25 protein-coding genes and 1 pseudogene are annotated in these 24,926 nt (G+C 61.9%); all 26 read left to right on the top strand.

Annotated elements, in window-relative coordinates; translation table 11 throughout:
* The first annotated feature begins 30 nt into the window (after window positions 1-30).
* The gene (locus AD664_RS10680) at window positions 31-1,221 is read left to right on the top strand and encodes a PAS domain-containing sensor histidine kinase (RefSeq protein WP_172679720.1); all 1,191 of its coding nucleotides are present in this window, start codon (window positions 31-33) and stop codon (window positions 1,219-1,221) included.
* Between the two features lie 5 nt (window positions 1,222-1,226).
* Window positions 1,227-2,621 (top strand): sigma-54 dependent transcriptional regulator, encoded by a 1,395-nt coding sequence (locus AD664_RS10685; RefSeq protein ID WP_053146465.1) that lies wholly within the window; start codon window positions 1,227-1,229, stop codon window positions 2,619-2,621.
* Between the two features lie 215 nt (window positions 2,622-2,836).
* Window positions 2,837-3,163 carry a flagellar hook-basal body complex protein FliE gene (fliE, locus tag AD664_RS10690; protein ID WP_042731730.1) on the top strand — a complete coding sequence of 109 codons (327 nt, stop codon included), beginning with the start codon at window positions 2,837-2,839 and terminating at the stop codon, window positions 3,161-3,163.
* Between the two features lie 15 nt (window positions 3,164-3,178).
* Window positions 3,179-4,963: a flagellar basal-body MS-ring/collar protein FliF gene (gene fliF, locus AD664_RS10695; protein WP_053146467.1), complete on the top strand. Its 1,785-nt coding sequence runs from the start codon at window positions 3,179-3,181 to the stop codon at window positions 4,961-4,963.
* Window positions 4,956-5,975: a flagellar motor switch protein FliG gene (fliG, locus tag AD664_RS10700; protein WP_024778656.1), complete on the top strand. Its 1,020-nt coding sequence runs from the start codon at window positions 4,956-4,958 to the stop codon at window positions 5,973-5,975. The genes fliF and fliG overlap by 8 nt, the downstream gene beginning before the upstream one ends.
* A gap of 7 nt (window positions 5,976-5,982) precedes the next feature.
* Window positions 5,983-6,813, top strand: a complete 831-nt coding sequence (gene fliH / locus AD664_RS10705) for a flagellar assembly protein FliH (protein WP_053146469.1) — start codon at window positions 5,983-5,985, stop codon at window positions 6,811-6,813.
* Window positions 6,803-8,161, top strand: a complete 1,359-nt coding sequence (fliI, locus tag AD664_RS10710; RefSeq protein ID WP_042731733.1) for a flagellar protein export ATPase FliI — start codon at window positions 6,803-6,805, stop codon at window positions 8,159-8,161. The genes fliH and fliI overlap by 11 nt, the downstream gene beginning before the upstream one ends.
* Before the next feature lie 6 nt (window positions 8,162-8,167).
* Window positions 8,168-8,617, top strand: coding sequence for a flagellar export protein FliJ (gene fliJ, locus AD664_RS10715; RefSeq protein ID WP_053146471.1), 450 nt, complete (start codon window positions 8,168-8,170; stop codon window positions 8,615-8,617).
* Between the two features lie 112 nt (window positions 8,618-8,729).
* Window positions 8,730-9,041 (top strand): annotated as a pseudogene (locus AD664_RS10720) (STAS domain-containing protein); the annotation flags it as partial.
* Window positions 9,042-9,114: 73 nt separating this feature from the next.
* On the top strand, window positions 9,115-10,821 hold the full coding sequence (locus tag AD664_RS10725) for a fused response regulator/phosphatase (protein WP_053146473.1): 1,707 nt from the start codon (window positions 9,115-9,117) through the stop codon (window positions 10,819-10,821).
* Window positions 10,822-10,851: 30 nt separating this feature from the next.
* Window positions 10,852-11,196: an Hpt domain-containing protein gene (locus tag AD664_RS10730; protein ID WP_042731736.1), complete on the top strand. Its 345-nt coding sequence runs from the start codon at window positions 10,852-10,854 to the stop codon at window positions 11,194-11,196.
* Between the two features lie 87 nt (window positions 11,197-11,283).
* Entirely contained in the window at window positions 11,284-12,648 is a 1,365-nt protein-coding gene (locus tag AD664_RS10735) for a flagellar hook-length control protein FliK (RefSeq protein ID WP_053146475.1), read from the top strand.
* 203 nt (window positions 12,649-12,851) lie between these two features.
* A complete protein-coding gene (gene fliL, locus AD664_RS10740) occupies window positions 12,852-13,355 on the top strand; it encodes a flagellar basal body-associated protein FliL (protein ID WP_042729111.1) in 504 nt (167 codons plus the stop codon).
* Between the two features lie 9 nt (window positions 13,356-13,364).
* Window positions 13,365-14,333, top strand: a complete 969-nt coding sequence (gene fliM, locus AD664_RS10745) for a flagellar motor switch protein FliM (RefSeq protein ID WP_003184019.1) — start codon at window positions 13,365-13,367, stop codon at window positions 14,331-14,333.
* Between the two features lie 74 nt (window positions 14,334-14,407).
* The gene (gene fliN, locus AD664_RS10750; RefSeq protein ID WP_042729112.1) at window positions 14,408-14,866 is read left to right on the top strand and encodes a flagellar motor switch protein FliN; all 459 of its coding nucleotides are present in this window, start codon (window positions 14,408-14,410) and stop codon (window positions 14,864-14,866) included.
* On the top strand, window positions 14,867-15,304 hold the full coding sequence (gene fliO, locus AD664_RS10755; protein ID WP_053146477.1) for a flagellar biosynthetic protein FliO: 438 nt from the start codon (window positions 14,867-14,869) through the stop codon (window positions 15,302-15,304).
* Entirely contained in the window at window positions 15,304-16,053 is a 750-nt protein-coding gene (fliP, locus tag AD664_RS10760) for a flagellar type III secretion system pore protein FliP (RefSeq protein ID WP_053146480.1), read from the top strand. The genes fliO and fliP overlap by 1 nt, the downstream gene beginning before the upstream one ends.
* A gap of 23 nt (window positions 16,054-16,076) precedes the next feature.
* Entirely contained in the window at window positions 16,077-16,346 is a 270-nt protein-coding gene (gene fliQ, locus AD664_RS10765; RefSeq protein ID WP_042729115.1) for a flagellar biosynthesis protein FliQ, read from the top strand.
* 4 nt (window positions 16,347-16,350) lie between these two features.
* Window positions 16,351-17,133: a flagellar biosynthetic protein FliR gene (fliR, locus tag AD664_RS10770; RefSeq protein WP_047737628.1), complete on the top strand. Its 783-nt coding sequence runs from the start codon at window positions 16,351-16,353 to the stop codon at window positions 17,131-17,133.
* Window positions 17,134-17,135: 2 nt separating this feature from the next.
* Window positions 17,136-18,272 (top strand): flagellar biosynthesis protein FlhB, encoded by a 1,137-nt coding sequence (gene flhB, locus AD664_RS10775; RefSeq protein ID WP_053146482.1) that lies wholly within the window; start codon window positions 17,136-17,138, stop codon window positions 18,270-18,272.
* Window positions 18,273-18,408: 136 nt separating this feature from the next.
* Window positions 18,409-20,538 (top strand): flagellar biosynthesis protein FlhA, encoded by a 2,130-nt coding sequence (gene flhA, locus AD664_RS10780; protein WP_053146483.1) that lies wholly within the window; start codon window positions 18,409-18,411, stop codon window positions 20,536-20,538.
* 11 nt (window positions 20,539-20,549) lie between these two features.
* A complete protein-coding gene (gene flhF, locus AD664_RS10785; RefSeq protein ID WP_042729119.1) occupies window positions 20,550-21,899 on the top strand; it encodes a flagellar biosynthesis protein FlhF in 1,350 nt (449 codons plus the stop codon).
* Between the two features lie 114 nt (window positions 21,900-22,013).
* Window positions 22,014-22,844 (top strand): flagellar synthesis regulator FleN, encoded by an 831-nt coding sequence (gene fleN, locus AD664_RS10790; RefSeq protein WP_042729120.1) that lies wholly within the window; start codon window positions 22,014-22,016, stop codon window positions 22,842-22,844.
* On the top strand, window positions 22,841-23,584 hold the full coding sequence (gene fliA, locus AD664_RS10795) for an RNA polymerase sigma factor FliA (protein ID WP_042729121.1): 744 nt from the start codon (window positions 22,841-22,843) through the stop codon (window positions 23,582-23,584). The genes fleN and fliA overlap by 4 nt, the downstream gene beginning before the upstream one ends.
* A 160-nt stretch (window positions 23,585-23,744) precedes the next feature.
* Window positions 23,745-24,116 (top strand): chemotaxis response regulator CheY, encoded by a 372-nt coding sequence (locus AD664_RS10800; RefSeq protein WP_003199125.1) that lies wholly within the window; start codon window positions 23,745-23,747, stop codon window positions 24,114-24,116.
* A gap of 19 nt (window positions 24,117-24,135) precedes the next feature.
* A complete protein-coding gene (locus tag AD664_RS10805; RefSeq protein ID WP_042729122.1) occupies window positions 24,136-24,921 on the top strand; it encodes a protein phosphatase CheZ in 786 nt (261 codons plus the stop codon).
* The last annotated feature ends 5 nt before the right edge of the window (window positions 24,922-24,926 follow it).

Below are 24,926 nucleotides of genomic sequence, written 5' to 3' on the forward strand. Positions count from 1 at the left end.
AGCCCGATGAGCCAAGCCGCCCAAGCCCAGATGTCTCCTGTCCCCGATCCGGGACACCTGCCGAGCGCCGAACAGGCGAGCCGGCTTGGACTCGAGCAGGCCTTTTCGCTGTTCAACCAGATGTCCAACCAACTGACTGATTCCTACAGCCTGCTGGAAGCCCGGGTGACCGAGCTCAAGGGGGAGCTGGCCGTGGTCAGTGCCCAGCGCATGCAGGAGTTGGCGGAAAAAGAACGTCTGGCGAATCGCTTGCAGAATCTTCTCGACTTGCTGCCGGGGGGCGTCATCGTCATCGATGCCCACGGTCGCGTGCGCGAAGCCAACCCGGCCGCCTGTGAGTTGCTCGGCCTGCCGTTGGAAGGTGAGCTGTGGCGCCACGTCATCGCCCGCTGCTTCGCGCCTCGCGAGGATGACGGCCACGAAGTGTCCCTCAAGGACGGCCGACGGTTGTCCATCTCGACCCGTTCGCTGGACGCCGAGCCTGGGCAGTTGGTGTTGCTTAACGACTTGACCGAAACCCGTGATCTGCAAGACCAACTGGCCCGCCATGAGCGCCTGTCTTCCCTGGGGCGGATGGTGGCGTCTTTGGCGCATCAGATTCGCACGCCGCTGTCGGCCGCGCTGCTTTACGCCAGTCATCTGACGGAACAGCCCCTGCCGATGGAAACCCAGCAACGGTTCGCCGGGCGCTTGAAGGAACGCCTGCATGAGCTGGAGCACCAGGTGCGTGACATGCTGGTGTTCGCCCGCGGCGAACTGCCGTTGACCGACCGCGTGACTCCCAAGGCGCTGCTTCAATCATTGCAGGCTGCCGCGTTGACCCATGTGCAGGGGCTGTCGATCCGCTGGCAGTGCGACAGCCACGCCGGGGACGTATTGTGCAACCGCGACACGCTGGTGGGCGCGGTGTTGAACCTCATTGAAAATGCGATCCAGGCCAGTGGCGGCGATGTCCGGCTGAAAGTGCACCTCTATACCCGCGACAACACCTTGCGCCTGTGTGTCAGCGACAGCGGCAGTGGCATCGAGCCGGCCGTGCTGGCGCGGTTGGGCGAACCATTCTTCACCACCAAGACCACCGGGACAGGCCTTGGCCTGACCGTGGTCAAGGCTGTGGCCCGTGCTCACCAGGGAGAATTGCAGTTGCGCTCGCGGTTGGGGCGCGGCACTTGCGCGACGGTGCTCCTGCCACTGTTTTCTAGCGCGCCAGGAATGGAGTGAAAGCCATGGCGACCAAAGTACTGCTGGTTGAAGACGACCGAGCCCTGCGCGAAGCGCTGGCCGATACGCTGATGCTGGCCGGGCATGATCATGTTTCCGTCGGGTCGGCGGAAGAGGCGTTGCTGGCCGTGGGACGGGAGGCGTTCAGTCTGGTGGTCAGCGACGTCAATATGCCGGGCATGGACGGCCATCAGTTGTTGGGCCTGTTACGTGTCCGCCAGCCGCAACTGCCGGTGCTGCTGATGACGGCCCACGGTGCTGTCGAGCGCGCGGTGGATGCCATGCGCCAGGGGGCCGCCGATTATCTGGTCAAGCCATTCGAGCCCAAGGCGCTGCTGGACCTGGTGGCTCGCCATGCGCTGGGCAGTCTCGGGCCCGAAGGCGAGGGGCCGGTGGCCATCGAGCCGGCCAGTGCCCAGTTGCTGGAGCTGGCCGCGCGGGTGGCGCGCAGTGATTCGACCGTGTTAATTTCCGGGGAGTCCGGTACCGGCAAGGAGGTGCTGGCGCGCTATATCCACCAGCAATCGCACCGCGCCAACGAGCCGTTCATCGCCATCAACTGCGCGGCGATTCCCGACAACATGCTTGAAGCTACGCTGTTCGGTCATGAAAAGGGTTCGTTCACCGGCGCCATCGCTGCCCAGGCGGGCAAGTTCGAGCAGGCCGACGGCGGCACGATCCTGCTCGATGAAATTTCCGAGATGCCCATGGGGCTGCAAGCCAAGTTATTGCGGGTGTTGCAGGAGCGGGAAGTGGAGCGGGTGGGGGCACGCAAGCCCATCAGCCTGGATATCCGCGTGGTGGCGACCACCAACCGCGACCTGGCCGGCGAAGTGGCGGCGGGGCGTTTTCGTGAGGACCTGTATTACCGTCTGTCGGTCTTTCCGCTGGCCTGGCGCCCGCTGCGCGAGCGCACCGCCGATATCCTGCCGCTGGCCGAGCGTTTGTTGGCCAGGCACGTCAATAAAATGAAGCACGCGGCCGCCAGGTTTTCCCCGCAGGCCCAGGCTTGCCTGATCGCCTATCCATGGCCGGGCAATGTCCGGGAATTGGATAACGCCATTCAGCGGGCGTTGATCCTGCAACAGGGCGGTGTGATCCAGCCGGAAGATTTCTGCCTGGCCGGCCCGGTGGCCTGCGCGCCATTGCCGGCCTTGTCAGTGGTTTCCACCGTGGCTTCGGCGCCTGCGGTCGAAGTGGAAGGCGAGTCGGCCGGCGCCCTGGGAGATGACCTGCGTCGGCGTGAATTCCAGATGATCATCGACACTCTTCGGGCCGAGCGCGGCCGCCGCAAGGAAGCCGCCGAGCGCCTGGGCATCAGCCCTCGCACGCTGCGCTACAAGTTGGCGCAAATGCGCGACGCCGGCATGGACGTAGAGGCCTACCTGTTCGCCAGTTGAGGCGTGTAAACCAGTCATTCACTTGTGGGAGCGAGCCTGCTCGCGAAAGCGCTAGGTCAAACAATACAGATGTTGTCTGGCCCACTCCTTTCGCGAGCTGGCTCGCTCCCACTCATTTGTTTATTGCGGTCATCGAGCTGGCACCCTTGTTGCTACTACCTGGGTACCCGCTGAGTAAGTGTCAAAAAAATGCGGGCCGCCAAAGAGAGTAGACCATGAGCCAAGGTATTGAATTTAATCGATTGATGTTGGACATGCGGGCCATGCAAATGGACGCCATGGCCCAGCCCAAGTCGGTCGCGGTCCCCCAGGTGGGTGGCAGCAGCTTTTCCGACATGCTCGGTCAAGCCGTCAATAAAGTGAACGATACCCAGCAGGCGTCGAACCAATTAGCCAGTGCTTTTGAAATGGGCAAAAGTGGTGTCGACCTCACAGACGTGATGATCTCTTCGCAGAAAGCCAGTGTCTCGTTCCAGGCGTTGACCCAGGTTCGCAACAAACTGGTTCAAGCCTATCAAGACATCATGCAGATGCCGGTTTAAGGAAACTATTGAGTCATGGCAGAAGCAGCCGTAGATAACGTTCCAGCCAAGGCCTCCGCACCAGACGGCAAACCGCCGCTGTTCGGCTTGTCCTTCCTGGAAAATCTCTCCGAGATGACCATGTTGCGTCAGGTTGGCCTGTTGGTCGGCCTGGCTGCCAGCGTGGCGATTGGTTTTGCCGTGGTGTTGTGGTCCCAGCAGCCGGACTACCGTCCCCTCTATGGCAGTCTGGAGGGCATGGATGCCAAGCAAGTCATGGAGACGCTGTCTTCCGCCGACATTCCTTATACCGTCGAACCCAATTCCGGTGCCTTGCTGGTCAAGGCCGACGACGTTGCCCGTGCGCGCCTCAAGCTTGCCGCGGCGGGCGTGACGCCAAAAGACGGCAACATCGGTTTCGAGATCCTCGACAAGGATCAAGGCCTGGGCACCAGCCAGTTCATGGAAGCGACCCGTTATCGTCGCGGCCTGGAAGGTGAGCTGGCACGGACCATTTCCAGCCTGAACAACGTCAAGGCCGCCCGTGTGCACCTGGCGATCCCGAAAAGCTCGGTGTTCGTGCGCGATGAGCGCAAGCCGAGTGCGTCGGTATTGGTTGAGCTGTACGCCGGTCGCTCCCTCGAGCCTGGCCAGGTCCTGGCCATCGTCAACCTGGTGTCCACCAGCGTCCCTGAACTGAGCAAATCGCAGATCACCGTAGTCGACCAGAAAGGCAACCTGCTGTCCGACCAGGCGGAGAACTCCGAACTGACCATGGCCGGCAAGCAATTCGACTACAGCCGCCGCATGGAAGGCATGTTGACCCAGCGGGTGCACAACATTCTGCAACCGATCCTGGGTAACGACCGCTACAAGGCCGAAGTGTCGGCCGACGTGGACTTCAGTGCAGTCGAGTCGACTTCCGAGCAGTTCAACCCGGACCAACCGGCGTTGCGCAGCGAGCAGTCGGTGAATGAACAACGTACCGCCAGCAATGGCCCGCAAGGCGTGCCGGGTGCCCTGAGCAACCAGCCGCCATCGCCAGCCAGCGCGCCGCAAACCACGGGAGGTGCCGCAGGTGCCGCCGGCATGGTGCAGCCAGGCCAGCCACTGGTGGACGCCAACGGCCAGCAGATCATGGACCCGGCCACTGGCCAACCGATGCTGGCGCCGTACCCGGCCGACAAGCGGCAGCAGTCGACCAAGAACTTCGAGCTTGACCGTTCCATCAGTCACACCAAACAACAGCAGGGCCGTTTGAACCGCCTGTCGGTTGCCGTGGTGGTGGACGACCAGGTCAAGGTCAATCCGGCCAACGGCGAAACCAGCCGTGCTCCTTGGAGCGCCGACGAATTGGCGCGTTTCACCCGCTTGGTGCAGGACGCCGTCGGCTTCGACGCCAGCCGCGGCGACAGCGTCAGCGTGATCAACGTGCCGTTCTCTTCGGAGCGCGGGGAAGTGATCGCCGATATTCCGTTTTATTCGCAACCCTGGTTCTGGGATGTGGTCAAGCAGATATTGGGCGTGCTGTTCATCCTGATCCTGGTGTTCGGCGTGCTGCGTCCGGTGCTCAACAACATTACCGGCGGCGGCAAGAGCAAACAGTTGGCAGGCCTGGGTGACGTAGAACTGGGCGGCATGGGCGGCCTGGATGGCGAATTGGCTAACGATCGCGTCAGCCTTGGCGGGCCGCAGAGCATTCTGCTGCCAAGCCCGAGCGAAGGCTATGACGCACAGTTGAACGCCATCAAGAGTCTGGTGGCAGAAGATCCGGGTCGTGTGGCCCAGGTCGTGAAAGAGTGGATTAACGCAGATGAGTGATAATCGAGCCGCTGTTGCCAAATTGTCCCGGGTCGACAAAGCCGCGATCCTGCTGCTGTCCCTGGGTTCGACCGACGCTGCCCAGGTGCTGCGCCACATGGGGCCCAAGGAGGTCCAGCGTGTGGGCGTGGCCATGGCGCAGATGGGCAATGTGCATCGCGAGCAGGTTGAACAGGTGATGAGCGAGTTCGTCGACATCGTCGGCGACCAGACCAGCCTGGGCGTCGGCTCCGACGACTACGTACGCAAGATGCTGACCCAGGCCCTCGGCGAGGACAAGGCCAACGGCCTGATCGACCGTATCCTGCTGGGTGGCAACACCAGTGGCCTGGACAGCCTCAAGTGGATGGAGCCGCGCGCCGTTGCCGACGTGATCCGCTACGAGCATCCGCAGATCCAGGCCATCGTGGTGGCTTACCTCGACCCGGACCAAGCCGGTGAAGTACTGGGCAACTTCGACCACAAGGTACGCCTGGACATCATCCTGCGGGTGTCTTCGCTCAACACCGTGCAGCCGGCGGCCCTGAAGGAATTGAACCAGATTCTGGAGAAGCAGTTCTCGGGCAACTCCAACGCCTCGCGCACCACCCTGGGTGGTATCAAGCGTGCGGCGGACATCATGAACTTCCTCGACAGCTCGATCGAAGGCCAGCTGATGGACTCGATCCGCGAGTTCGACGAAGACCTGTCCGGCCAGATCGAAGACCTCATGTTCGTGTTCAACAACCTGGCCGACGTCGACGATCGGGGCATTCAGGCACTGTTGCGCGAAGTGTCTTCCGATGTGCTGGTCCTGGCCCTCAAGGGGTCGGACGAAGGCGTCAAGGAAAAGATTTTCAAGAACATGTCCAAACGGGCGGCGGAACTGTTGCGCGACGACCTCGAGGCCAAGGGCCCGGTGCGCGTCAGCGACGTGGAAACTGCGCAGAAGGAAATCCTTACCATCGCCCGCCGCATGGCCGAAGCCGGAGAGATCGTGCTCGGTGGCAAGGGCGGCGAAGAGATGATCTAAGGTCGTTATGTCTGCCAAGAGCGATGAGTCACCCAGCGACCTGATCCGCGCCCGGGACGTCGGGGGTTTCGATGTCTGGTCGCTGCCCAGCTTCGATCCCCATGTGCCCGAGCCTGAACCGGAGCCGGTGGAGGAACTGCCGGAAATCGAGGAAGTGCCGCTGGAGGAAGTCCAGCCGCTGACCCTTGAGGAAGTCGAGAGCATTCGCCAGGAAGCCTATAACGAAGGCTTTGCCGTCGGCGAAAAGGAAGGCTTCCACAGCACCACCCTCAAGGTTCGCCAGGAAGCCGACGTGGCGCTGACGGCCAAGCTCCGGGCGCTGGAATCGCTGATGGTCAACCTGTTCGAGCCGATCGCCGAGCAGGACACCCAGATCGAAAAATCCCTGGTGGACCTGGTGCAGCATATTTCCCGGCAGGTGATTCAGCGCGAACTGGCCATCGATTCGAGCCAGATCGAGCACGTCATGCGTGAAGCCCTCAAGCTGTTGCCGTTGGGCGTGGGCAATGTGCGGCTGTACATCAATCCCCAGGATTTCGAACTGGTCAAAGCCCTGCGCGAGCGCCATGAAGAAACCTGGCGCATCGTCGAGGACGCGTCGTTGCTGCCGGGCGGTTGCCGGGTGGAAACCGAACACAGCCGCATCGACGCGACGGTCGAGACGCGCATCAACCAGGTCATGGCCAAGCTGCTCGACCAATTGCACGAGCAAGCCTTGCACCCGGCCCCCAGCGATTTGAGCCTGGAGTTGCCGGACGAACCCAAGGGCGCCGCCGGTATCGACCTCGAAGCCGTCGAACCGGTTGCAGCGACGGCGGACGACCGCGATGCGCCTTGAGCGAACCAGCTTTGGCAAGCGCCTGGGCAGTTACGCCGAGGCGACCGAACTGGCCGGCCAACCGATCCTCGAAGGGCGCCTGTTGCGCATGGTCGGCCTGACCCTCGAAGCCGAAGGTCTGCGCGCGGCCATGGGCAGTCGCTGCATGGTAATCAACGACGACAGTTATCACCCGGTGCAGGTTGAAGCCGAAGTCATGGGCTTTGCCGGCAGCAAGGTTTTCCTGATGCCGGTGGGCAGCGTGGCCGGGATCGCTCCGGGCGCACGTGTCGTGCCGTTGGCCGATACCGGTCGCCTGCCCATGGGCATGAGCATGCTCGGGCGCGTGCTGGACGGTGCCGGGCGGGCTCTTGACGGCAAGGGCGGCATGAAGGCTGAAGACTGGGTGCCGATGGACGGCCCGACGATCAACCCGCTCAAGCGCGACCCCATCAGCGTTCCGCTGGACGTGGGCATCCGCTGCATCAACGGTTTATTGACGGTAGGGCGCGGGCAGCGCCTGGGCCTGTTCGCCGGTACCGGCGTGGGCAAGAGCGTGCTGCTGGGCATGATGACCCGTTTCACCGAAGCCGACATCATCGTGGTCGGGCTGATCGGCGAGCGGGGTCGCGAGGTGAAGGAGTTCATCGAGCATATCCTCGGCGAGGAAGGCCTCAAGCGCTCGGTGGTTGTGGCATCGCCCGCGGACGATGCGCCGTTGATGCGCCTGCGGGCGGCCATGTATTGCACGCGTATCGCCGAGTATTTTCGCGACAAGGGCAAGAACGTCCTGTTGCTGATGGATTCGCTGACCCGTTTCGCCCAGGCCCAGCGGGAGATCGCCCTGGCCATCGGCGAGCCGCCGGCCACCAAGGGCTATCCACCCTCGGTATTCGCCAAGCTGCCGAAACTGGTGGAGCGCGCCGGTAATGCGGAGAAGGGCGGTGGTTCGATCACCGCCTTCTACACCGTGTTGTCCGAAGGCGACGACCAGCAGGACCCCATCGCCGACTCGGCGCGGGGTGTGCTCGACGGTCACATCGTGCTGTCCCGGCGCCTGGCCGAGGAAGGGCATTACCCGGCCATCGACATCGAGGCGTCCATCAGCCGGGTCATGCCGTCGGTCATCAGCACCGAACACCTCAAGCGCGCCCAGCAGTTCAAGCAGTATTGGTCGCGCTACCAGCAGAGCCGGGACCTGATCAGCGTGGGCGCCTACGTGCCCGGCGGTGATCGCGAGACCGACATCGCCATCAATCTTTACCCGGCAATGTCCGTCTACCTGCGCCAGAGCCTGAATGACAACATTGGCCTGGGTGCCAGCGAAGCGCATCTGGAAAGTATCTTCACGCCGATCGCCGGCGGGTAACCGATCATGGCCACGAGTCGTGCGGCGCGCCTGGCGCCAGTGGTCGAAATGGCGGAGAAGGCCGAGAAAACCGCCGTCCAGCGATTGGCCTATTTCCAGGGCCAGGTGGCGGTTGCGGAAAGCAAGTTGGCTGACCTGGAAAACTTTCGCCTCGAATACCAGGAACAGTGGATTACCCGTGGCAGCCACGGTGTCTCCGGGCAATGGCTGCTGGGCTACCAGGGGTTTCTTGCACAATTGGGCACCGCGATCGACCAGCAACGGCAAAGCCTGGTCTGGCACCAGAACAATCTGGAAAAGGCCCGCCAGAGTTGGCAAGAGGCGTTTGCCCGGGTCGAAGGCCTGCGCAAGCTGGTGCAACGCTATATCGATGAAGCACGGCAGTTGGAAGACAAGCGCGAGCAAAAACTGCTGGATGAACTGTCCCAGCGCCTGCCGCGACAGAGTCCGTACTGATCATGGAGTTTTTTAGAGTGAATGCTGTGAAACCTTGCTCAGGCTTCGACCAAGTGCTAAACCTTGTACACGTATGTCCATGACAGGGAAGCCAGCTATGCAAGCTCAAGCGATACAAGTCTTTACCGAATTATCGAGCAATGGAAAAAAGCTGACGATTTCGGTCAAGGGGCGGTTCGATTTCAAGCTCCATCAAGAGTTTCGGCAGTCTTACGAGAAGTACGAAACACTCAATGCACAGCTTGATAGCTACGTCGTGGACTTGAAAGACACCACTTACCTCGACAGCTCCGCGCTGGGCATGCTGCTGTTGCTGCGCGACTACGCGGGCGGCGAGGACGCCGACGTGAGTGTCATCAATTGCGGCGCGGATGTGCGCAAGATCCTCGCGATCTCCAATTTCGAGAAGCTGTTCGATATCAACAGCCCGAAAGAAGACAAGTCGGCGGAGGGGCGGCAGCAGGCAGGGCAATCCTCGGGCAAAGCCTGATACAGCCATGTTGTCCGCCGCCGAATCACTGACAGTCCTGATTGCCGAGGACAGTGCCGCTGACCGTCTGCTGTTATCGACCATCGTCCGCCGCCAAGGGCATCAGGTGCTCACTGCCGCCGATGGCGCCGAAGCGGTCGAGGTCTTTCTGGAGCAGCGCCCGCACCTGGTGCTGATGGATGCGATGATGCCCGTCATGGATGGTTTCGAGGCCGCGCAGAAAATCAAGCAGTTGGCCGGGGATCAGTTGGTCCCGATCATTTTTCTCACCTCGTTGACCGAAAGCGAAGGCCTGGCGCGTTGCCTGGAAGCCGGCGGCGACGACTTTCTCGCCAAGCCCTACAACCAGGTGATCCTGGCCGCCAAGATCAAGGCCATGGACCGTCTGCGGCGGTTGCAGGCCACGGTGGTGGAGCAGCGCGACCAGATTGCCCGACACCATGACTACCTGCTCAACGAGCAGCGCGTCGCCAAGGCGGTGTTTGACAAGATCGCCCACTCCGGCTGCCTGAGCGCGCCGAACATCCGTTACCTGCAATCGCCCTATGCCCTGTTCAACGGCGACCTGTTGCTGGCCGCGTTCAACCCCGCCGGCGACATGCATATCCTGCTCGGGGACTTCACCGGGCACGGGTTGCCGGCGGCGGTCGGTGCGATGCCGCTGGCCGAAGTGTTCTATGGGATGACGGCCAAGGGCTACGGCCTGGCGCAGATCCTGCGGGAGATGAACGCCAAGCTCAAACGCATCTTGCCGGTGGACATGTTCTGTTGCGCGACCCTGCTGTGCCTGAGCTTTCAACGGCGCACGGTGGAGGTCTGGAACGGCGGCATGCCCGATGGCTACCTGCATTACAGCCTGAGCGGGGCGCGCACGCCGTTGCCGGCGCGGCACCTGCCGTTGGGTGTGCTCTCTCCGCAACTGTTCGACGACCGCACCGAAGTGCACCCCATGTCCCTGGGGGACCGGGTGTTCCTGCTGTCCGACGGGGTGATCGACACCGCCAACGATGATGAGCAATTGTTCGGCGTGGAGCGTCTGCAGCAGGTGTTCGCGGCCAACCGCGAGCCAGACCTGCTGTTCGAGGACATCCAGCAGGCCCTGCAGGACTTTCGCGGCGAGGCCCGGGACGATTTCAGCATGGTCGAGGTCAGCCTGGTTGCCGCGACGCAACTCAACCCGCCGCCACCGGTCTATTCCGATAGCGGTCAATCGAGCCCGCTGGACTGGTCGGTGAGCTTCGAGTTCCGGGCGCAGACGCTCAAGCGCTTCAACCCGATGCCGTATCTGCTGCAGTTACTGCTTGAGGTCCACGGGCTTCGGGGGCAGAGTGGCGCCCTCTACAGCGTTCTGTCGGAGCTCTACTCCAACGCCCTGGACCACGGGGTGCTGGGGCTCGACTCGGACCTCAAGCGCGACGCGTCGGGATTTGCGCGTTATTACAACGATCGCAATACGCGCCTTGAGGAGCTGAGCGCCGGTTACGTGCGGGTTCACCTGCACCTCACGCCAAACGGCGACGGTGGCCGCCTGGTCATTGAAGTCGAGGACAGCGGCGAAGGTTTCGATGTTGCCCGGGTGTTGGCACGACCCGTGGACTGTGATCGATTGTCCGGGCGCGGCGTAAGCCTGGTGCGTCAGTTGAGCCATCAGGCTCGTTGGTCAGACGATGGTCGTAGTGTACGCGTGGAGTTTTTCTGGGAGGCTCTGGCATAATCGGGTCATTCTTGATCAGGGAGCGAACAAGTGAGTGAGATTCATCTGGATCGCGACGTGCTCAGCACGTTGAAGGAAGTCATGGAAGAGGGCTATCTGGAGCTGCTGGATACCTTCCTCAACGACTCCGAGGCGCGTTTGCGCGTGCTGCATGAAGCCCGGGACGCTGAAAAACTGAGCGCCACCGCCCACAGCTTCAAAGGCAGCAGCAGTAACATGGGTGCCATTCGCCTCGCCGAATTGTGCGGCGAACTGGAACAGCGTGCCAAACAGCCGTCGCTGGGGGGTATCGAAAAGCTGGTCAGCGAAATCGACAGCGAATTTGCCCATGTCCGCAATCTTTGCCGGGAAGAGCGCGAAGGCTTCCACTGCTGAGATCTATCGGCCACTTCAGCGTTGGCCCGCCCCTTGCATTGTCTTGTCCGACTGTACCTATGAATCCAGTGCAGCGGAGAAATATTCATGCCTGTCACCCCTAATACGCTGCTCCAGGCCACTGCCCAGGCCAAGCCCCAGGCGGCCGTCAATTCACCGGCGGCGGCCCCGGACAATGGGGATAGAGCCTCCAGCTTCGCTCAGGTCTTCGCCCGTCAGGCGCCCGCCAAGTCATCGGCTGCCCCTGAACCGTCGGTAAAACCGATGCGCGACAAGTCTTCCGATAACATCGTCAAAAAGGACGCCGGCAACGAAACCGCTGCCGCCCCCGAGCGGACGGTTGCCGATAGCGGCAAACCCTTGCCCGCGGACAAAACCGCCGATGCCGACGACCAGGTCGCGAGCGATGACGCCGCAGATTCGACCGACGCGCCAGTGGCTGACGCTGCGCCGGTTGATCCGACATTGCTGCCGGAGGTCACCACGCCCGTGGTGACGACCGCGCCTGAGCCCGCGCCAGTAGTGGTGGCGGCGGATCCCCAGGTGGCCGCTGCGGTAGTAGCTCCAGTCGTCTCGCAGGCGCTGACCACGCCGCCTGCGGATCCGGCGACGGACCCTGCGTTCGATCCCCAAGCCGACCCGCTCGACGCGATGCCGGCCTTGCGGTTGGCCATGGAGCAGGGTGGTCATGTTTCCGCCGCGAGCCAAGCCCAGCCCAAGGCTGCCGCGCCGGCGGCGCTTGATGCCGAGCCGACGTCGGCGCAAACCTTCGCCGCCGGCATGGCGAGCATGCTCACCGTGCAGGCTGACCAGGACAGCACCAGCCCTGGCAGCCAGGGCGGTGAAAAGGCCTTTGGCGGCTTGATCAACGAAGGCCTCAAGGACCTGACCAGCGCGGCCAGCGACACGCGGGTCGACGACTTCGCCAATCGCCTGGCGGCCCTGACCCAGGCGGCGACGCCCAAGACGGCCAACGCGGTGCCGGTCAACCAGCCCATTGCCATGAACCAGAATGGCTGGACCGAAGAGGTGGTCAACCGCGTGATGTACCTGTCGAGCGCCAATCTCAAGGCGGCCGACATCCAGTTGCAACCCGCCGAGCTCGGGCGACTGGATATCCGTGTGAACATGGTGCCGGACCAGCAGACCCAGGTCACGTTCATGAGTGCCCACCCGGGCGTTCGCGAAGCCCTCGAAGGCCAATTGCATCGCCTGCGGGACAGCTTCACCCAGCAGGGCATGGGGCAGGTCGATGTGAACGTGTCCGATCAGTCCCGAGGATCGCCCAATCAGGACCAGCCGGCCCAGCAACAGGCCCAGGCCGGACGTACCACCTCATCGGGCGGTCGTGCGGATGCGTCGGTGGATGAGCACCTGCCGGCTGGCGTGGCTGAAGTGGCAGCCAGTACGACCAGTGTGATCGGCAGCAGCGCGGTCGATTACTACGCCTGACCTGATGAGGTAACCTTTTGTGGGAGCGGGCTTGCTCGCGAAGGCGGTGTGCCAGTTGATAATCATGTCATCTGACGCACTGCCTTCGCGAGCAAGCCCGCTCCCACAGTTGTTTTCGGGTGGCGTAAATTGCTTCTGGCATAACACTTGCTCCTGCCTTGCCAGGCAACCGTGAACCCCCCGATTAGTGACGGATTATTGGCATGGCGAAGAGTGAAGCAGCAGCTGTAAAAGACCCGGCAACCAAGGGCAAGCTCAAGATGATCATCATGATCGTGGTGGGTCTGCTGTTGGCGATCGGGGTGTCCGTGGGGGCTACCTGGTATTTCATGCATGGGGCCCAGAGCAAGCCGGCTCCCGTGGCCGAAGCCGCCCCCGTCGGTAAGCAACCGGCCATTTTCGAATCCATGGCGCCTGCGTTCGTCGCCAACTACACCCAGAATGGCCGCCAGCGCTACATGCAGGTCAGCATCACCCTGATGGGGCGCAACCAGGCCGACCTGGAGGCCCTGCGGGTGCACATGCCGCTGATCCGCAACAACCTGGTGATGCTGTTTTCCGGACAGAATTTCGACACCCTGGCCACCCCTGTCGGCCAGGAAATGTTGCGCCAGAAAGCCACGGCCAGCGTCCAGGAAGTGGCTCAGAAAGAACTGGGCAAAGTGGTGATCGAACAGTTGCTCTTCACTAACTTCGTATTGCAGTAGGAACACGACATGGCCGTGCAGGACCTGTTGTCCCAGGACGAAATCGATGCGCTGTTGCATGGTGTCGACGACGGCCTGGTGCAGACTGAAAACGCTGCTGAACCGGGCAGCGTCAAAAGCTACGACCTGACCAGCCAGGATCGCATCGTTCGTGGACGCATGCCGACCCTGGAAATGATCAACGAGCGTTTCGCCCGCTACACCCGCATCAGCATGTTCAACATGCTGCGCCGCTCGGCCGATGTGGCCGTCGGTGGCGTGCAGGTGATGAAGTTCGGTGAGTACGTGCACTCGCTTTACGTACCCACCAGCCTCAACCTGGTGAAGATCAAGCCGTTGCGCGGCACCGCCTTGTTCATCCTCGATGCCAAGCTGGTGTTCAAGCTGGTGGACAACTTCTTCGGCGGCGACGGCCGTCACGCCAAGATCGAGGGCCGTGAATTCACCCCGACCGAGCTGCGGGTCGTGCGCATGGTGCTGGAACAGGCCTTCGTCGACTTGAAGGAGGCCTGGCAGGCGATCATGGAAGTGAACTTCGAGTACATCAACTCCGAAGTGAACCCGGCCATGGCCAACATCGTGGGCCCGAGCGAAGCCATCGTGGTCTCGACCTTCCACATCGAACTCGATGGCGGTGGCGGCGACCTGCACGTGACCATGCCTTACTCGATGATCGAGCCGGTGCGAGAAATGCTCGACGCCGGTTTCCAATCGGACCTCGACGACCAGGACGAACGCTGGATCAACGCGTTGCGCCAGGACGTGCTGGATGTCGACGTGCCGATCGGTGCGACGGTCGCCCGGCGCCAGTTGCGTCTGCGAGACATCCTGCACATGCAGCCGGGGGACATCATTCCCGTCGAGATGCCGGAAGACATGATCATGCGTGCCAACGGTGTACCGGCCTTCAAGGTCAAGATGGGTTCCCACAAGGGCAACCTGGCGTTGCAGGTGATCGAGCCGATCGAACGCCGCTGACCGGTGTCGAAGTTGCTGAGCCTTTTTACTGACTTTTACGTTTTGAACCAATTTTTGCCCGCCGAGGACACATGATGGCTGACGATATGAATACCCAGGATGACCAGGCGCTGGCCGACGAATGGGCTGCGGCCCTGGAAGAAACCGGCAACGCCGGGCAGGCCGATATCGATGCGCTGCTGGCGGCCGATACGGGGGCACACGCTTCCAACCGTCTGCCGATGGAAGAGTTCGGCAGCATGCCCAAGAGCAATGAACAGGTCACCCTGGATGGTCCGAACCTGGACGTGATCCTCGACATCCCGGTGTCGATCTCCATGGAAGTGGGCAGCACCGACATCAACATTCGCAACCTGCTGCAACTGAACCAGGGCTCGGTGATCGAGCTGGATCGCCTGGCGGGCGAGCCGCTGGATGTCCTGGTCAACGGCACGCTGATCGCCCATGGCGAAGTGGTGGTGGTCAACGAGAAGTTCGGCATTCGCCTGACGGACGTGATCAGTCCGAGCGAACGCATCAAGAAGCTGCGCTGAGTGAAAGGTTTCCTTGGCGCTGCATTGATGCTGCCGTTCAGCGTGCTGGCGGCCGAGCCGGTGGCCACGGCGGCCGCTTCGTCGGCCAGTGGCAGCGGAGTGGCCGGGCAATTGGCGCAATTGGTGATCGGCCTGTTGCTGGTGCTGGGACTGATCTTCTTCCTCGCCTGGTTGCTGCGCCGCGTGCAGCAGGCCGGCCCGGCGGGCAAGGGGCAGGTCATCGACATCGTCAGCACGCGCGCGCTCGGCCCACGGGACCGGCTGGTGCTGGTGCAGGTCGGCAACGAGCAGATCCTGCTTGGCCTGAGTCCAGGCAGCATTACCGCCTTGCATGTCCTCAAGGAACCGGTGCAATTGCCCTCCACCGAGCAGGCCTCCCCCGAGTTTGCCCAGCGCCTCATGGAACTGCTGGGCAAAGACCAGAAGGATAAGAAGTAATGCCGTTGCGCATTCTGTTGGCGCTGGCCTTGATGTTCGCCGCGCCGTCGGTCTTTGCCGCCGATCCGCTGTCGATCCCGGCGATTACCCTGGGCACCAACGCCGATGGGGCCCAGGAATATTCGGTCAGCCTGCAGATCCTGCTGATCATGACCGCGCTGAGCTTCATCCCGGCGTTCGTCATGCTGATGACCAGCTTTACCCGGATCATCATTGTCTTCTCGATCCTGCGCCAGGCCCTGGGCCTGCAACAGACACCGTCGAACCAGATCCTTACCGGCATGGCGCTGTTCCTGACGATGTTCATCATGGCCCCGGTGTTCGATCGGGTGAACCAGGATGCGCTGCAACCCTACCTGGCGGAAAAACTCAGCGCCCAGGACGCGGTTGCCAAGGCCCAGGTGCCGATCAAGGACTTCATGCTCGCCCAGACTCGCAGCAGCGACCTGGAGCTGTTCATGCGCCTGTCCAAGCGCACCGACATCGCCAGCCCGGACCAGGCGCCGCTGACCATCCTGGTGCCGGCGTTCGTCACTTCCGAGCTGAAGACCGCGTTCCAGATCGGCTTCATGATCTTCATCCCGTTCCTGATCATCGACCTGGTGGTCGCCAGCGTGCTGATGGCCATGGGTATGATGATGCTGTCGCCGCTGATCATTTCCCTGCCGTTCAAGATCATGCTGTTCGTGCTGGTGGATGGCTGGGCGTTGATCATTGGCACCCTGGCGGGCAGTTTCGGCGGTGTTTAGACCTTCCCTGCGGATAGCAAGATATGACGCCTGAAGTTGCGGTAGACCTGTTTCGCGAAGCACTCTGGCTGACCACTATGATGGTCGCCATCCTGGTGATCCCCAGCCTGCTGGTGGGTTTGTTGGTGGCGATGTTCCAGGCCGCGACCCAGATCAACGAACAGACCCTGAGCTTCCTGCCGCGCCTGCTGGTGATGCTGGTCACGCTAATCGTGGGCGGCCCCTGGATCGTGCAAACCTTCATGGAATACATCCTGCGTTTGTACGGCAGTATTCCGCAGTTGATCGGCTGACCTGATGTCGATGCTTGCGCTGACCGACACCCAGATCAGTTCCTGGGTGGCGGCGTTCGTCCTGCCTCTGTTTCGCGTCACCGCCGTGCTGATGAGCATGCCGGTCTTCGGTACGACCCTGTTGCCGCGGCGCGTGCGCCTGTATTTCGCCCTGGCGATCACGGTGGTCATCGCTCCCGGCCTGCCGCCGATGCCGCCGGTCCACGCATTGGACCTCAGTGCGTTGATGCTGGTGGCCGAGCAGATCCTCATCGGTGCCCTGATGGGGTTCTCGTTGCAGCTGTTTTTCCAGGCATTCGTCGTGGCCGGACAGATCATTTCAATCCAGATGGGCATGGCCTTCGCCTCCATGGTCGACCCCACCAACGGGGTCAACAGCGCGGTGATCGGGCAGTTCCTGACCATGCTGGTGACTTTGCTGTTCCTCGCCATGAACGGGCACCTGGTGGTGTTCGAGGTACTGACCGAAAGTTTCACCACCATGCCCGTGGGCAGCGCGCTGCTGGTCAATCATTTCTGGGAGATCGCCGGCAAGCTCGGTTGGGTCCTGGGTGCGGCGATGGTGCTGGTATTGCCGGCGATCACCGCACTGCTGGTGGTGAACATCGCTTTCGGCGTCATGACCCGGGCGGCGCCGCAACTGAACATCTTCTCAATCGGTTTCCCGCTGACTCTGGTGCTGGGCATGGTGATCTTCTGGATCAGCCTGGGGGATATTCTCAACCAGTATCAGCCGCTGGCGACCCAGGCCTTGCAGCTGCTACGTGACATGGCACAGGCGCGCTGACCATGGCTGAAAGCGAGAGTGGCCAGGACAAGACAGAAGACCCCACGGAGAAGCGCAAGCGCGAGTCCCGGGAAAAGGGCGAGATTGCGCGCTCCAAGGAGCTCAACACCCTGGCGATCATGCTGGCCGGGGCCGGTGGCCTGTTGATCTACGGGGGTGGGTTGGCCCTGGACCTGCTGGAAATCATGCGCCTTAACTTTTCCCTGCCTCGCGAAATACTGCTCACGCCCGGCGCAATGACGCAGTACCTGTTGCACTCGGGCAAGATCGCGATCCTGGCGGTGCAGCCGATTCTGATTTTCCTGCTGCTGGCGGCCTTCATCGGGCCGATTTCCCTGGGCGGCTGGCTGTTCGCCGCCGGCAGCCTGGCGCCCAAGTTCAGCCGAATGAACCCGCTGTCGGGCCTCAAGCGGATGTTTTCCACTTCGGCGCTGATGGAGTTGCTCAAGGCCTTCGGCAAGTTCCTGTTGGTCCTGTCCGTGGCATTGACGGTGTTGCAGGGCGACATCGACGACCTGCTGACCATTGCCCACGAGCCGCTGGAGCAGGCCATCATCCACAGCGTGCAACTGGTGGGGTGGAGCACGTTGTGGATGGCTTGCGGGCTGATCCTGATCGCCGCCATCGACGTACCGATCCAGCTTTATCAGAGCAAGCAGAAGCTGATGATGACCAAGCAGGAGGTGCGCGACGAGTACAAGGAGCAGGAGGGCAAGCCGGAGGTCAAGCAAAAGATCCGCCAGCTGCAGCGCGAAGTGTCCCAGCGCCGGATGATGGCGGCCATTCCGGAGGCCGACGTGGTCATCACCAACCCGACCCACTACGCCGTGGCGCTCAAGTACGACCCCGAAAAAGGCAACGCACCTGTGTTGCTGGCCAAGGGAAGCGACTTCCTGGCCTTGAAAATCCGCGAGATCGCCGTCGCCAACCAGGTGATGCTGCTCGAATCCCCGGCCTTGGCGCGGTCGATCTACTACTCCACCGAACTCGAAGAAGAAATCCCCGGTGGCTTGTACCTGGCCGTGGCCCAGGTGTTGGCCTACGTCTATCAGATCCGCCAGCACCGCGCCGGCAAGGGCAAGCGCCCCGAGCCGCTGAAAGACCTGCCGATTCCGCCGGATTTGCGGCGTGATTCCTGAGTCGGGCCAAGGCTGATGTGGGCGCGCGCTGCGCCTCTGTTGCTAACCCTGACAAAAGTTGGAAAGCTTCTTGCAATGCCCCGTTTGCGCTCGTTCCGGGCGTCAAAAGTTTGCTTCACAGAAACGGGGAATATCGGTGAATCGCTCTCAGCTACTCAGCACCGCGCGCAGCAACGCTGTGACTCTCAGCCAAGGCAACCTCGGGGTGCCGCTGCTGCTGATGGTCATGCTTGCCATGATGATGCTGCCCGTGCCGCCGTTCCTGCTGGACGTGTTCTTCACATTCAACATCGCCTTGTCGATCGTGGTGTTGCTGGTCTGCGTCTACGCCCTGCGCCCCCTGGATTTCGCGGTGTTCCCCACCATCCTGCTGGTGGCGACGTTGCTGCGCCTGGCGCTGAACGTGGCGTCCACCCGGGTGGTCATGCTTCACGGCCAGGACGGTCATGCCGCCGCCGGTAAGGTGATCCAGGCCTTCGGCGAGGTGGTGATCGGCGGTAACTACGTGGTGGGTATCGTGGTTTTCGCCATCTTGATGATCATCAACTTCGTCGTGGTGACCAAGGGTGCCGGACGTATTTCCGAGGTGAGCGCGCGTTTTACCCTCGATGCGATGCCCGGCAAGCAAATGGCGATCGACGCCGACCTCAACGCCGGCCTGATCGATCAGAGCCAGGCCAAGGCACGTCGCCTGGAAGTGGCCCAGGAAGCCGAGTTCTACGGTTCCATGGACGGTGCCAGCAAGTTCGTGCGCGGTGACGCCATCGCCGGCCTGCTGATCCTGTTCATCAACCTGATCGGTGGCATGGCGGTCGGTATCTTCCAGCACGGCATGAGTTTCGGCGATGCGGGCCGGGTCTACGCCTTGCTGACCATCGGTGACGGTTTGGTGGCGCAATTGCCATCACTGTTGTTATCCACAGCCGCCGCGATCATGGTGACCCGTGCCTCGGGTTCCGAAGACATGGGTAAGCAGATCGGTCGGCAGATGTTCGCCTCGCCCAAGGCCCTGGCCGTGGCCGCCGGCCTGATGGCGGTGATGGGCCTGGTGCCGGGCATGCCCCATATCTCCTTCCTGAGCATGGCCGCATTGGCAGCAGGCGGTGCCTACCTGTTCTGGAAAAAACAGAACGCCCAGAAGATCCAGGCCCTGCAAGAGGTCAAGCGCCAGCAGGAACTGCTGCCGTCGCCGGCGCGGGCCCTGGAGACCAAGGAGCTGGGTTGGGACGACGTGACGCCCATCGACATGATCGGCCTGGAAGTCGGCTATCGCCTGATTCCATTGGTCGATCGCAACCAGGGCGGCCAGTTGCTGGCGCGGATCAAGGGCGTGCGCAAGAAACTGTCCCAGGACCTGGGCTTCCTGATGCCGACCGTGCATATCCGCGACAACCTCGACCTGGCGCCGAGTGCCTATCGCCTGACGTTGATGGGCGTGATCCTGGCCGAAGCCGAGATCTACCCGGATCGCGAGCTGGCGATCAACCCGGGGCAGGTCTACGGCTCGCTCAACGGCATCACCGCCAAAGATCCGGCTTTCGGCCTGGAAGCGGTGTGGATCGAAATCAGCCAGCGGGCGCAAGCGCAGTCCCTCGGCTATACCGTGGTGGACGCCAGCACCGTGGTTGCCACCCACTTGAACCAGATTCTGTACAAGCACTCCAGCGAGCTGATCGGTCACGAAGAAGTCCAGCAATTGCTGCAAGTGCTGGCCAAGGGCTCGCCGAAGCTGGCCGAAGAGTTGGTGCCGGGGGTGGTTTCGCTGTCGCAACTGCTCAAGATCCTGCAGGCGCTCCTGGCCGAGCAAGTGCCAGTGCGCGACATTCGCAGCATCGCCGAAGCCATCGCCAACAACGCTTCCAAGAGTCAAGATACCGCCGCGATGGTGGCGGCGGTGCGGGTCGGTGTATCCCGCGCAATCGTCCAAAGCATTGTAGGTACTGAGTCCGAGCTGCCTGTGATCACCTTGGAGCCAAGGTTGGAACAGATATTGCTCAATAGTTTGCAGAAGGCAGGACAAGGCTCGGAAGAGGGTGTTCTGCTGGAGCCAAGCATGGCCGAGAAGCTGCAGCGTTCGTTGATCGAAGCAGCCCAGCGGCAAGAGATGCAAGGGCAACCGGTGATCCTGCTGGTGGCCGGTCCGATTCGCGCGATGCTCTCGCGATTCGGGCGCCTCGCGGTCCCGGGGCTGCATGTGCTGGCTTACCAGGAAATACCGGACAACAAGCAAGTGACCATCGTTGCGACAGTAGGGCCCAACGGCTGAGGTAGTGGTTTATGCAAGTGAAGCGTTTTTTCGCCGCCGATATGCGTCAGGCCATGAAGCTGGTTCGTGACGAGCTGGGCGCCGAAGCAGCCATCATCGGTAATCGCCGGATCGCCGGCGGTGTCGAGCTGACAGCGGCTCTGGACTACAAATTGTCGGCGCTGGCCCCGCGTGTTCCGAACATGGAACTCGAGGACGAGCTGCGCAAGACCCAATCGCGCATCGCCAGTGCCCAGGCCGAACTGAGCCTGCGCAGCAGCGAAGGCGAGGCCGCGCCAGGTACCAATCGTCAATTGTTCGCCGGTCAGCCACTGACCGCCGGCCTGCCGCTGACTGCCGCTGAACCGCTGATCGAGCCTACCCAGGCCGAGCCGCGTCGTCCGGCGCCAGCGCCCGCCGCGCCAGCCCGCGGGGTCGACCCGCGTGCCCTGGACTCGATGCGTTTTGAACTCAACAGCCTGCGCGAACTGATGGAAGTCCAGCTCGGCTCCCTGGCCTGGAACCAGTTGCAGGGCAGCCGTCCGGCCCAGGCCAACCTGTGGCGTCGCCTGCAACGCATCGGTCTGTCCGGTCCGTTGTCCCGCGACCTGCTGGCACTGATCAATGGGATCGAAGAGCCTCGCCAGGCTTGGCGCATGCTGTTGGCGCACCTGGCGCGTATGATCGCCACGCCGGACGTCGAGCCACTGGAAGAGGGCGGGGTGATTGCCATGGTCGGTCCTGCCGGCATGGGCAAGACCACCACCCTGGCCAAGCTCGCCGCCCGTTATGTACTCAAGTACGGTGCCCAGAGCATTGCGCTGGTGAGCATGGACAGCTTCCGCATCGGAGCCCAGGAGCAGCTCAAGACCCTGGGCCGCATTCTCAATGTGTCGGTAACCCACGTGGATCCGGGCCAGTCCCTGGCCCAGGCGCTGGAGCCTTTGCTGCGCAAGCGCGTCGTGCTGATCGATACCGCCGGCCTGCAAGCCAGCGATCCGGCCCTGCGCCTGCAGCTCGAGAGCCTGGCCGGGCGCGGTATCAAGTCAAAAAATTATCTCGTGTTGGCAACCACCAGCCAGAAACAGGTTCTAACCGCCGCATACCACAGCTACAAGCGCTGCGGGCTGGCCGGCTGCATCCTGACTAAGCTGGACGAAACGGCAAGCCTGGGCGAGGTGTTGAGCCTGGCGATCGGTCATGAACTGCCGGTGGCCTACCTGACCGACGGGCCGCGGATCCCGGATGATCTGCATCTGCCGCGCCGTCATCAACTGGTCAGTCGTGCCGTGAGTGTGCAAATGCAGGAAGAACCCAGCGAAGAAGCCATGGCTGACATGTTCGCTGATATCTACCACAGCCCATCCAAACAGGTCGGCTGAGGTTATCATGAGTATTTTTTGTACCTACATCGATGGTCTGCCATGCATTGTTCCGTGTGAACGCGCAGCCAGTAATGTGGCCTCCGTCTAAGTAAGACAAGGTAAAGAACGAACATGGGCAGCATGCATCCCGTACAGGTGATCGCGGTGACCGGCGGCAAAGGTGGCGTCGGGAAGACTAACGTGTCAGTGAACTTGTCCCTGGCTCTGGCAGAGCTTGGCCGACGGGTCATGCTGCTGGACGCCGACCTGGGCCTGGCGAACGTCGATGTGTTGCTGGGGCTTACCCCAAAGCGCACGCTGGCGGACGTGATCGAAGGCCGCTGTGAACTGCGCGACGTACTGTTGCAAGGGCCTGGCGGGATTCGCATCGTGCCGGCCGCCTCCGGCACCCAGAGCATGGTTCACCTGACCCCGGCCCAGCACGCGGGCCTGATCCAGGCGTTCAGCGACATCGGCGACAACCTCGATGTGCTGGTAATCGACACCGCGGCCGGCATCGGTGACTCGGTCGTCAGTTTCGTGCGGGCCGCCCAGGAAGTGCTGCTGGTGGTCTGCGATGAACCGACTTCCATCACCGACGCCTATGCCCTGATCAAGCTGCTGAACCGCGACTACGGCATGAACCGCTTCCGCGTCCTGGCCAACATGGCGCAGAGCCCGCAGGAGGGACGCAATCTGTTCGCCAAGCTGACCAAGGTCACGGATCGCTTCCTGGATGTCGCCCTACAATACGTCGGCGCCGTGCCCTACGACGAAAGTGTCCGCAAGGCCGTCCAGAAGCAACGTGCCGTCTATGAAGCTTTTCCACGTTCCAAATGTGCGCTGGCGTTCAAGGCAATCGCCCAGAAGGTCGATAGCTGGCCGCTGCCGGCCAACCCGCGCGGGCATCTGGAATTTTTCGTCGAGCGTCTCGTGCAACAAACAGCAGGGCCCGTGCTATGACAGCCAGCAGTTACAACCACCTCTACAAGAAATCGGCACGGGACGCCCAGTACGAGTTGATCGAGCGTTACGCGCCCCTGGTCAAGCGTATCGCCTATCACTTGCTGGCGCGGCTGCCGGCCAGTGTCCAGGTCGAGGACCTGATCCAGGCCGGCATGATCGGCCTGCTCGAAGTGTCGAACAAATACGACGCGAGCAAGGGCGCCAGTTTCGAGACCTACGCCGGTATCCGTATCCGCGGCGCGATGCTCGATGAAGTCCGCAAGGGCGATTGGGCACCGCGTTCGGTGCACCGCAATACCCGCATGGTGAGCGATGCGATCCGTGCGATTGAAGCTAAAACCGGGCGTGACGCTAAAGATCACGAGGTTGCGGCCGAACTCCAGTTGAGTCTCGATGATTATTACGGGATTTTGAACGATACCTTGGGCAGCCGCCTGTTCAGTTTCGACGACCTGTTGCAGGACGGCGAGCATGAAGGGCTGCACGAGGATGGCGCGAGTGCTCACATGGAGCCATCGCGTGACCTGGAAGATGAACGCTTCCAGAGCGCGCTGGCCGAAGCGATTGCCAATTTGCCGGAGCGTGAGCGACTGGTCTTGGCGCTGTACTACGACGAAGAGCTGAACCTCAAGGAAATCGGTGAGGTCCTGGGGGTCAGCGAATCGCGGGTCAGCCAGTTACACAGCCAGTGCGCAGCCCGTTTGCGGGGGCGTTTGGGGGAATGGCGAGCGCGCTGATACGCAGTGCGGGGGCGCTGCGAACGAGGCCGGCAGGTACTGCACGGTCTCACCCGTTGTGCTGCGCGCTGTTGTCGAGCGTTGTGCCGGATTGATTGAAATGGCGCGTTCAGGTGCTGGACGCGTTTAAGACTGCTTGGAGGTCGAATTGGACAAGAACATGAAAATCCTCATCGTTGATGACTTCTCAACGATGCGGCGGATCATTAAAAACCTGTTGCGTGACCTTGGGTTCACCAACACGGCCGAAGCAGATGACGGGACCACTGCGCTCCCGATGTTGCACAGTGGCAACTTCGATTTTCTGGTCACCGACTGGAACATGCCCGGCATGACCGGCATCGACCTGCTGCGCCAGGTGCGCGCTGATGAAAAACTCAAGCACCTTCCCGTGCTGATGGTCACCGCCGAAGCCAAGCGCGAGCAGATCATCGAAGCGGCCCAGGCCGGTGTGAACGGCTACGTGGTCAAACCCTTCACGGCCCAGGCGTTGAAAGAGAAGATCGAAAAAATCTTCGAACGCATCGGCTAACGGCGCCCCGGGGGGAGCTATGGATAACGAATCTTCAATGGGCGATTTCGAATCGACCCTGAAAAAACATGCCCGTGAACTGGTCGAAAGCCTCGAAAAAGGCCGTTTTGGCGATGCGGTTCAAATGATCCATGAGCTCAACCAGACCCGTGACCGTGGTCTGTATCTGGAAGTGGGCAAGCTCACGCGTGAATTGCACAGCGCGATTGTCAATTTCCAGATCGACCCGCGTATGCCGCAGGCCGAGGAAGTCTCGCAGATCACCGACGCCACCGAGCGCCTGGGGTATGTGGTCAAGCTGACCGAAGCGGCGGCCAACCGCACCATGGATTTGGTGGAGAGCGCCACGCCGCTGGTCAATGGCCTGAGCGAGGAAGCCCAGGCCTTGAGCACCGACTGGGGTCGGTTCATGCGTCGCGAGGTGGGGGCCGAGGAGTTTCGCGAGTTGGCCCGCCGGGTCGACGGTTTCCTGACGCGCAGCAGCAGCGAAAACCGCGCCGTCGCCAGCAACCTCAACGACATCTTGTTGGCCCAGGACTATCAGGACCTGACCGGCCAGGTGATCAAGCGCGTGACCCAACTGGTCACCGAAGTGGAAAGCAATTTGCTCAAGCTGGTGTTGATGGCCAGCCAAGTCGACCGCTTTGCGGGCATCGAACACGACCGTGAAGCGATGCTTGCTGAAAAAGATCCACAAAAACATCTCTCTCAGGGTGAAGGTCCGCAAATTCATGCCGATAAAAGAGAAGACGTTGTGTCCGGTCAGGACGATGTGGACGATTTGCTGTCCAGCCTTGGATTTTAGCCTGT

The sequence above is a fragment of the Pseudomonas sp. P97.38 genome (assembly GCF_001269745.1).
In the GTDB taxonomy this organism is placed as follows: domain Bacteria; phylum Pseudomonadota; class Gammaproteobacteria; order Pseudomonadales; family Pseudomonadaceae; genus Aquipseudomonas; species Aquipseudomonas chlororaphis_E.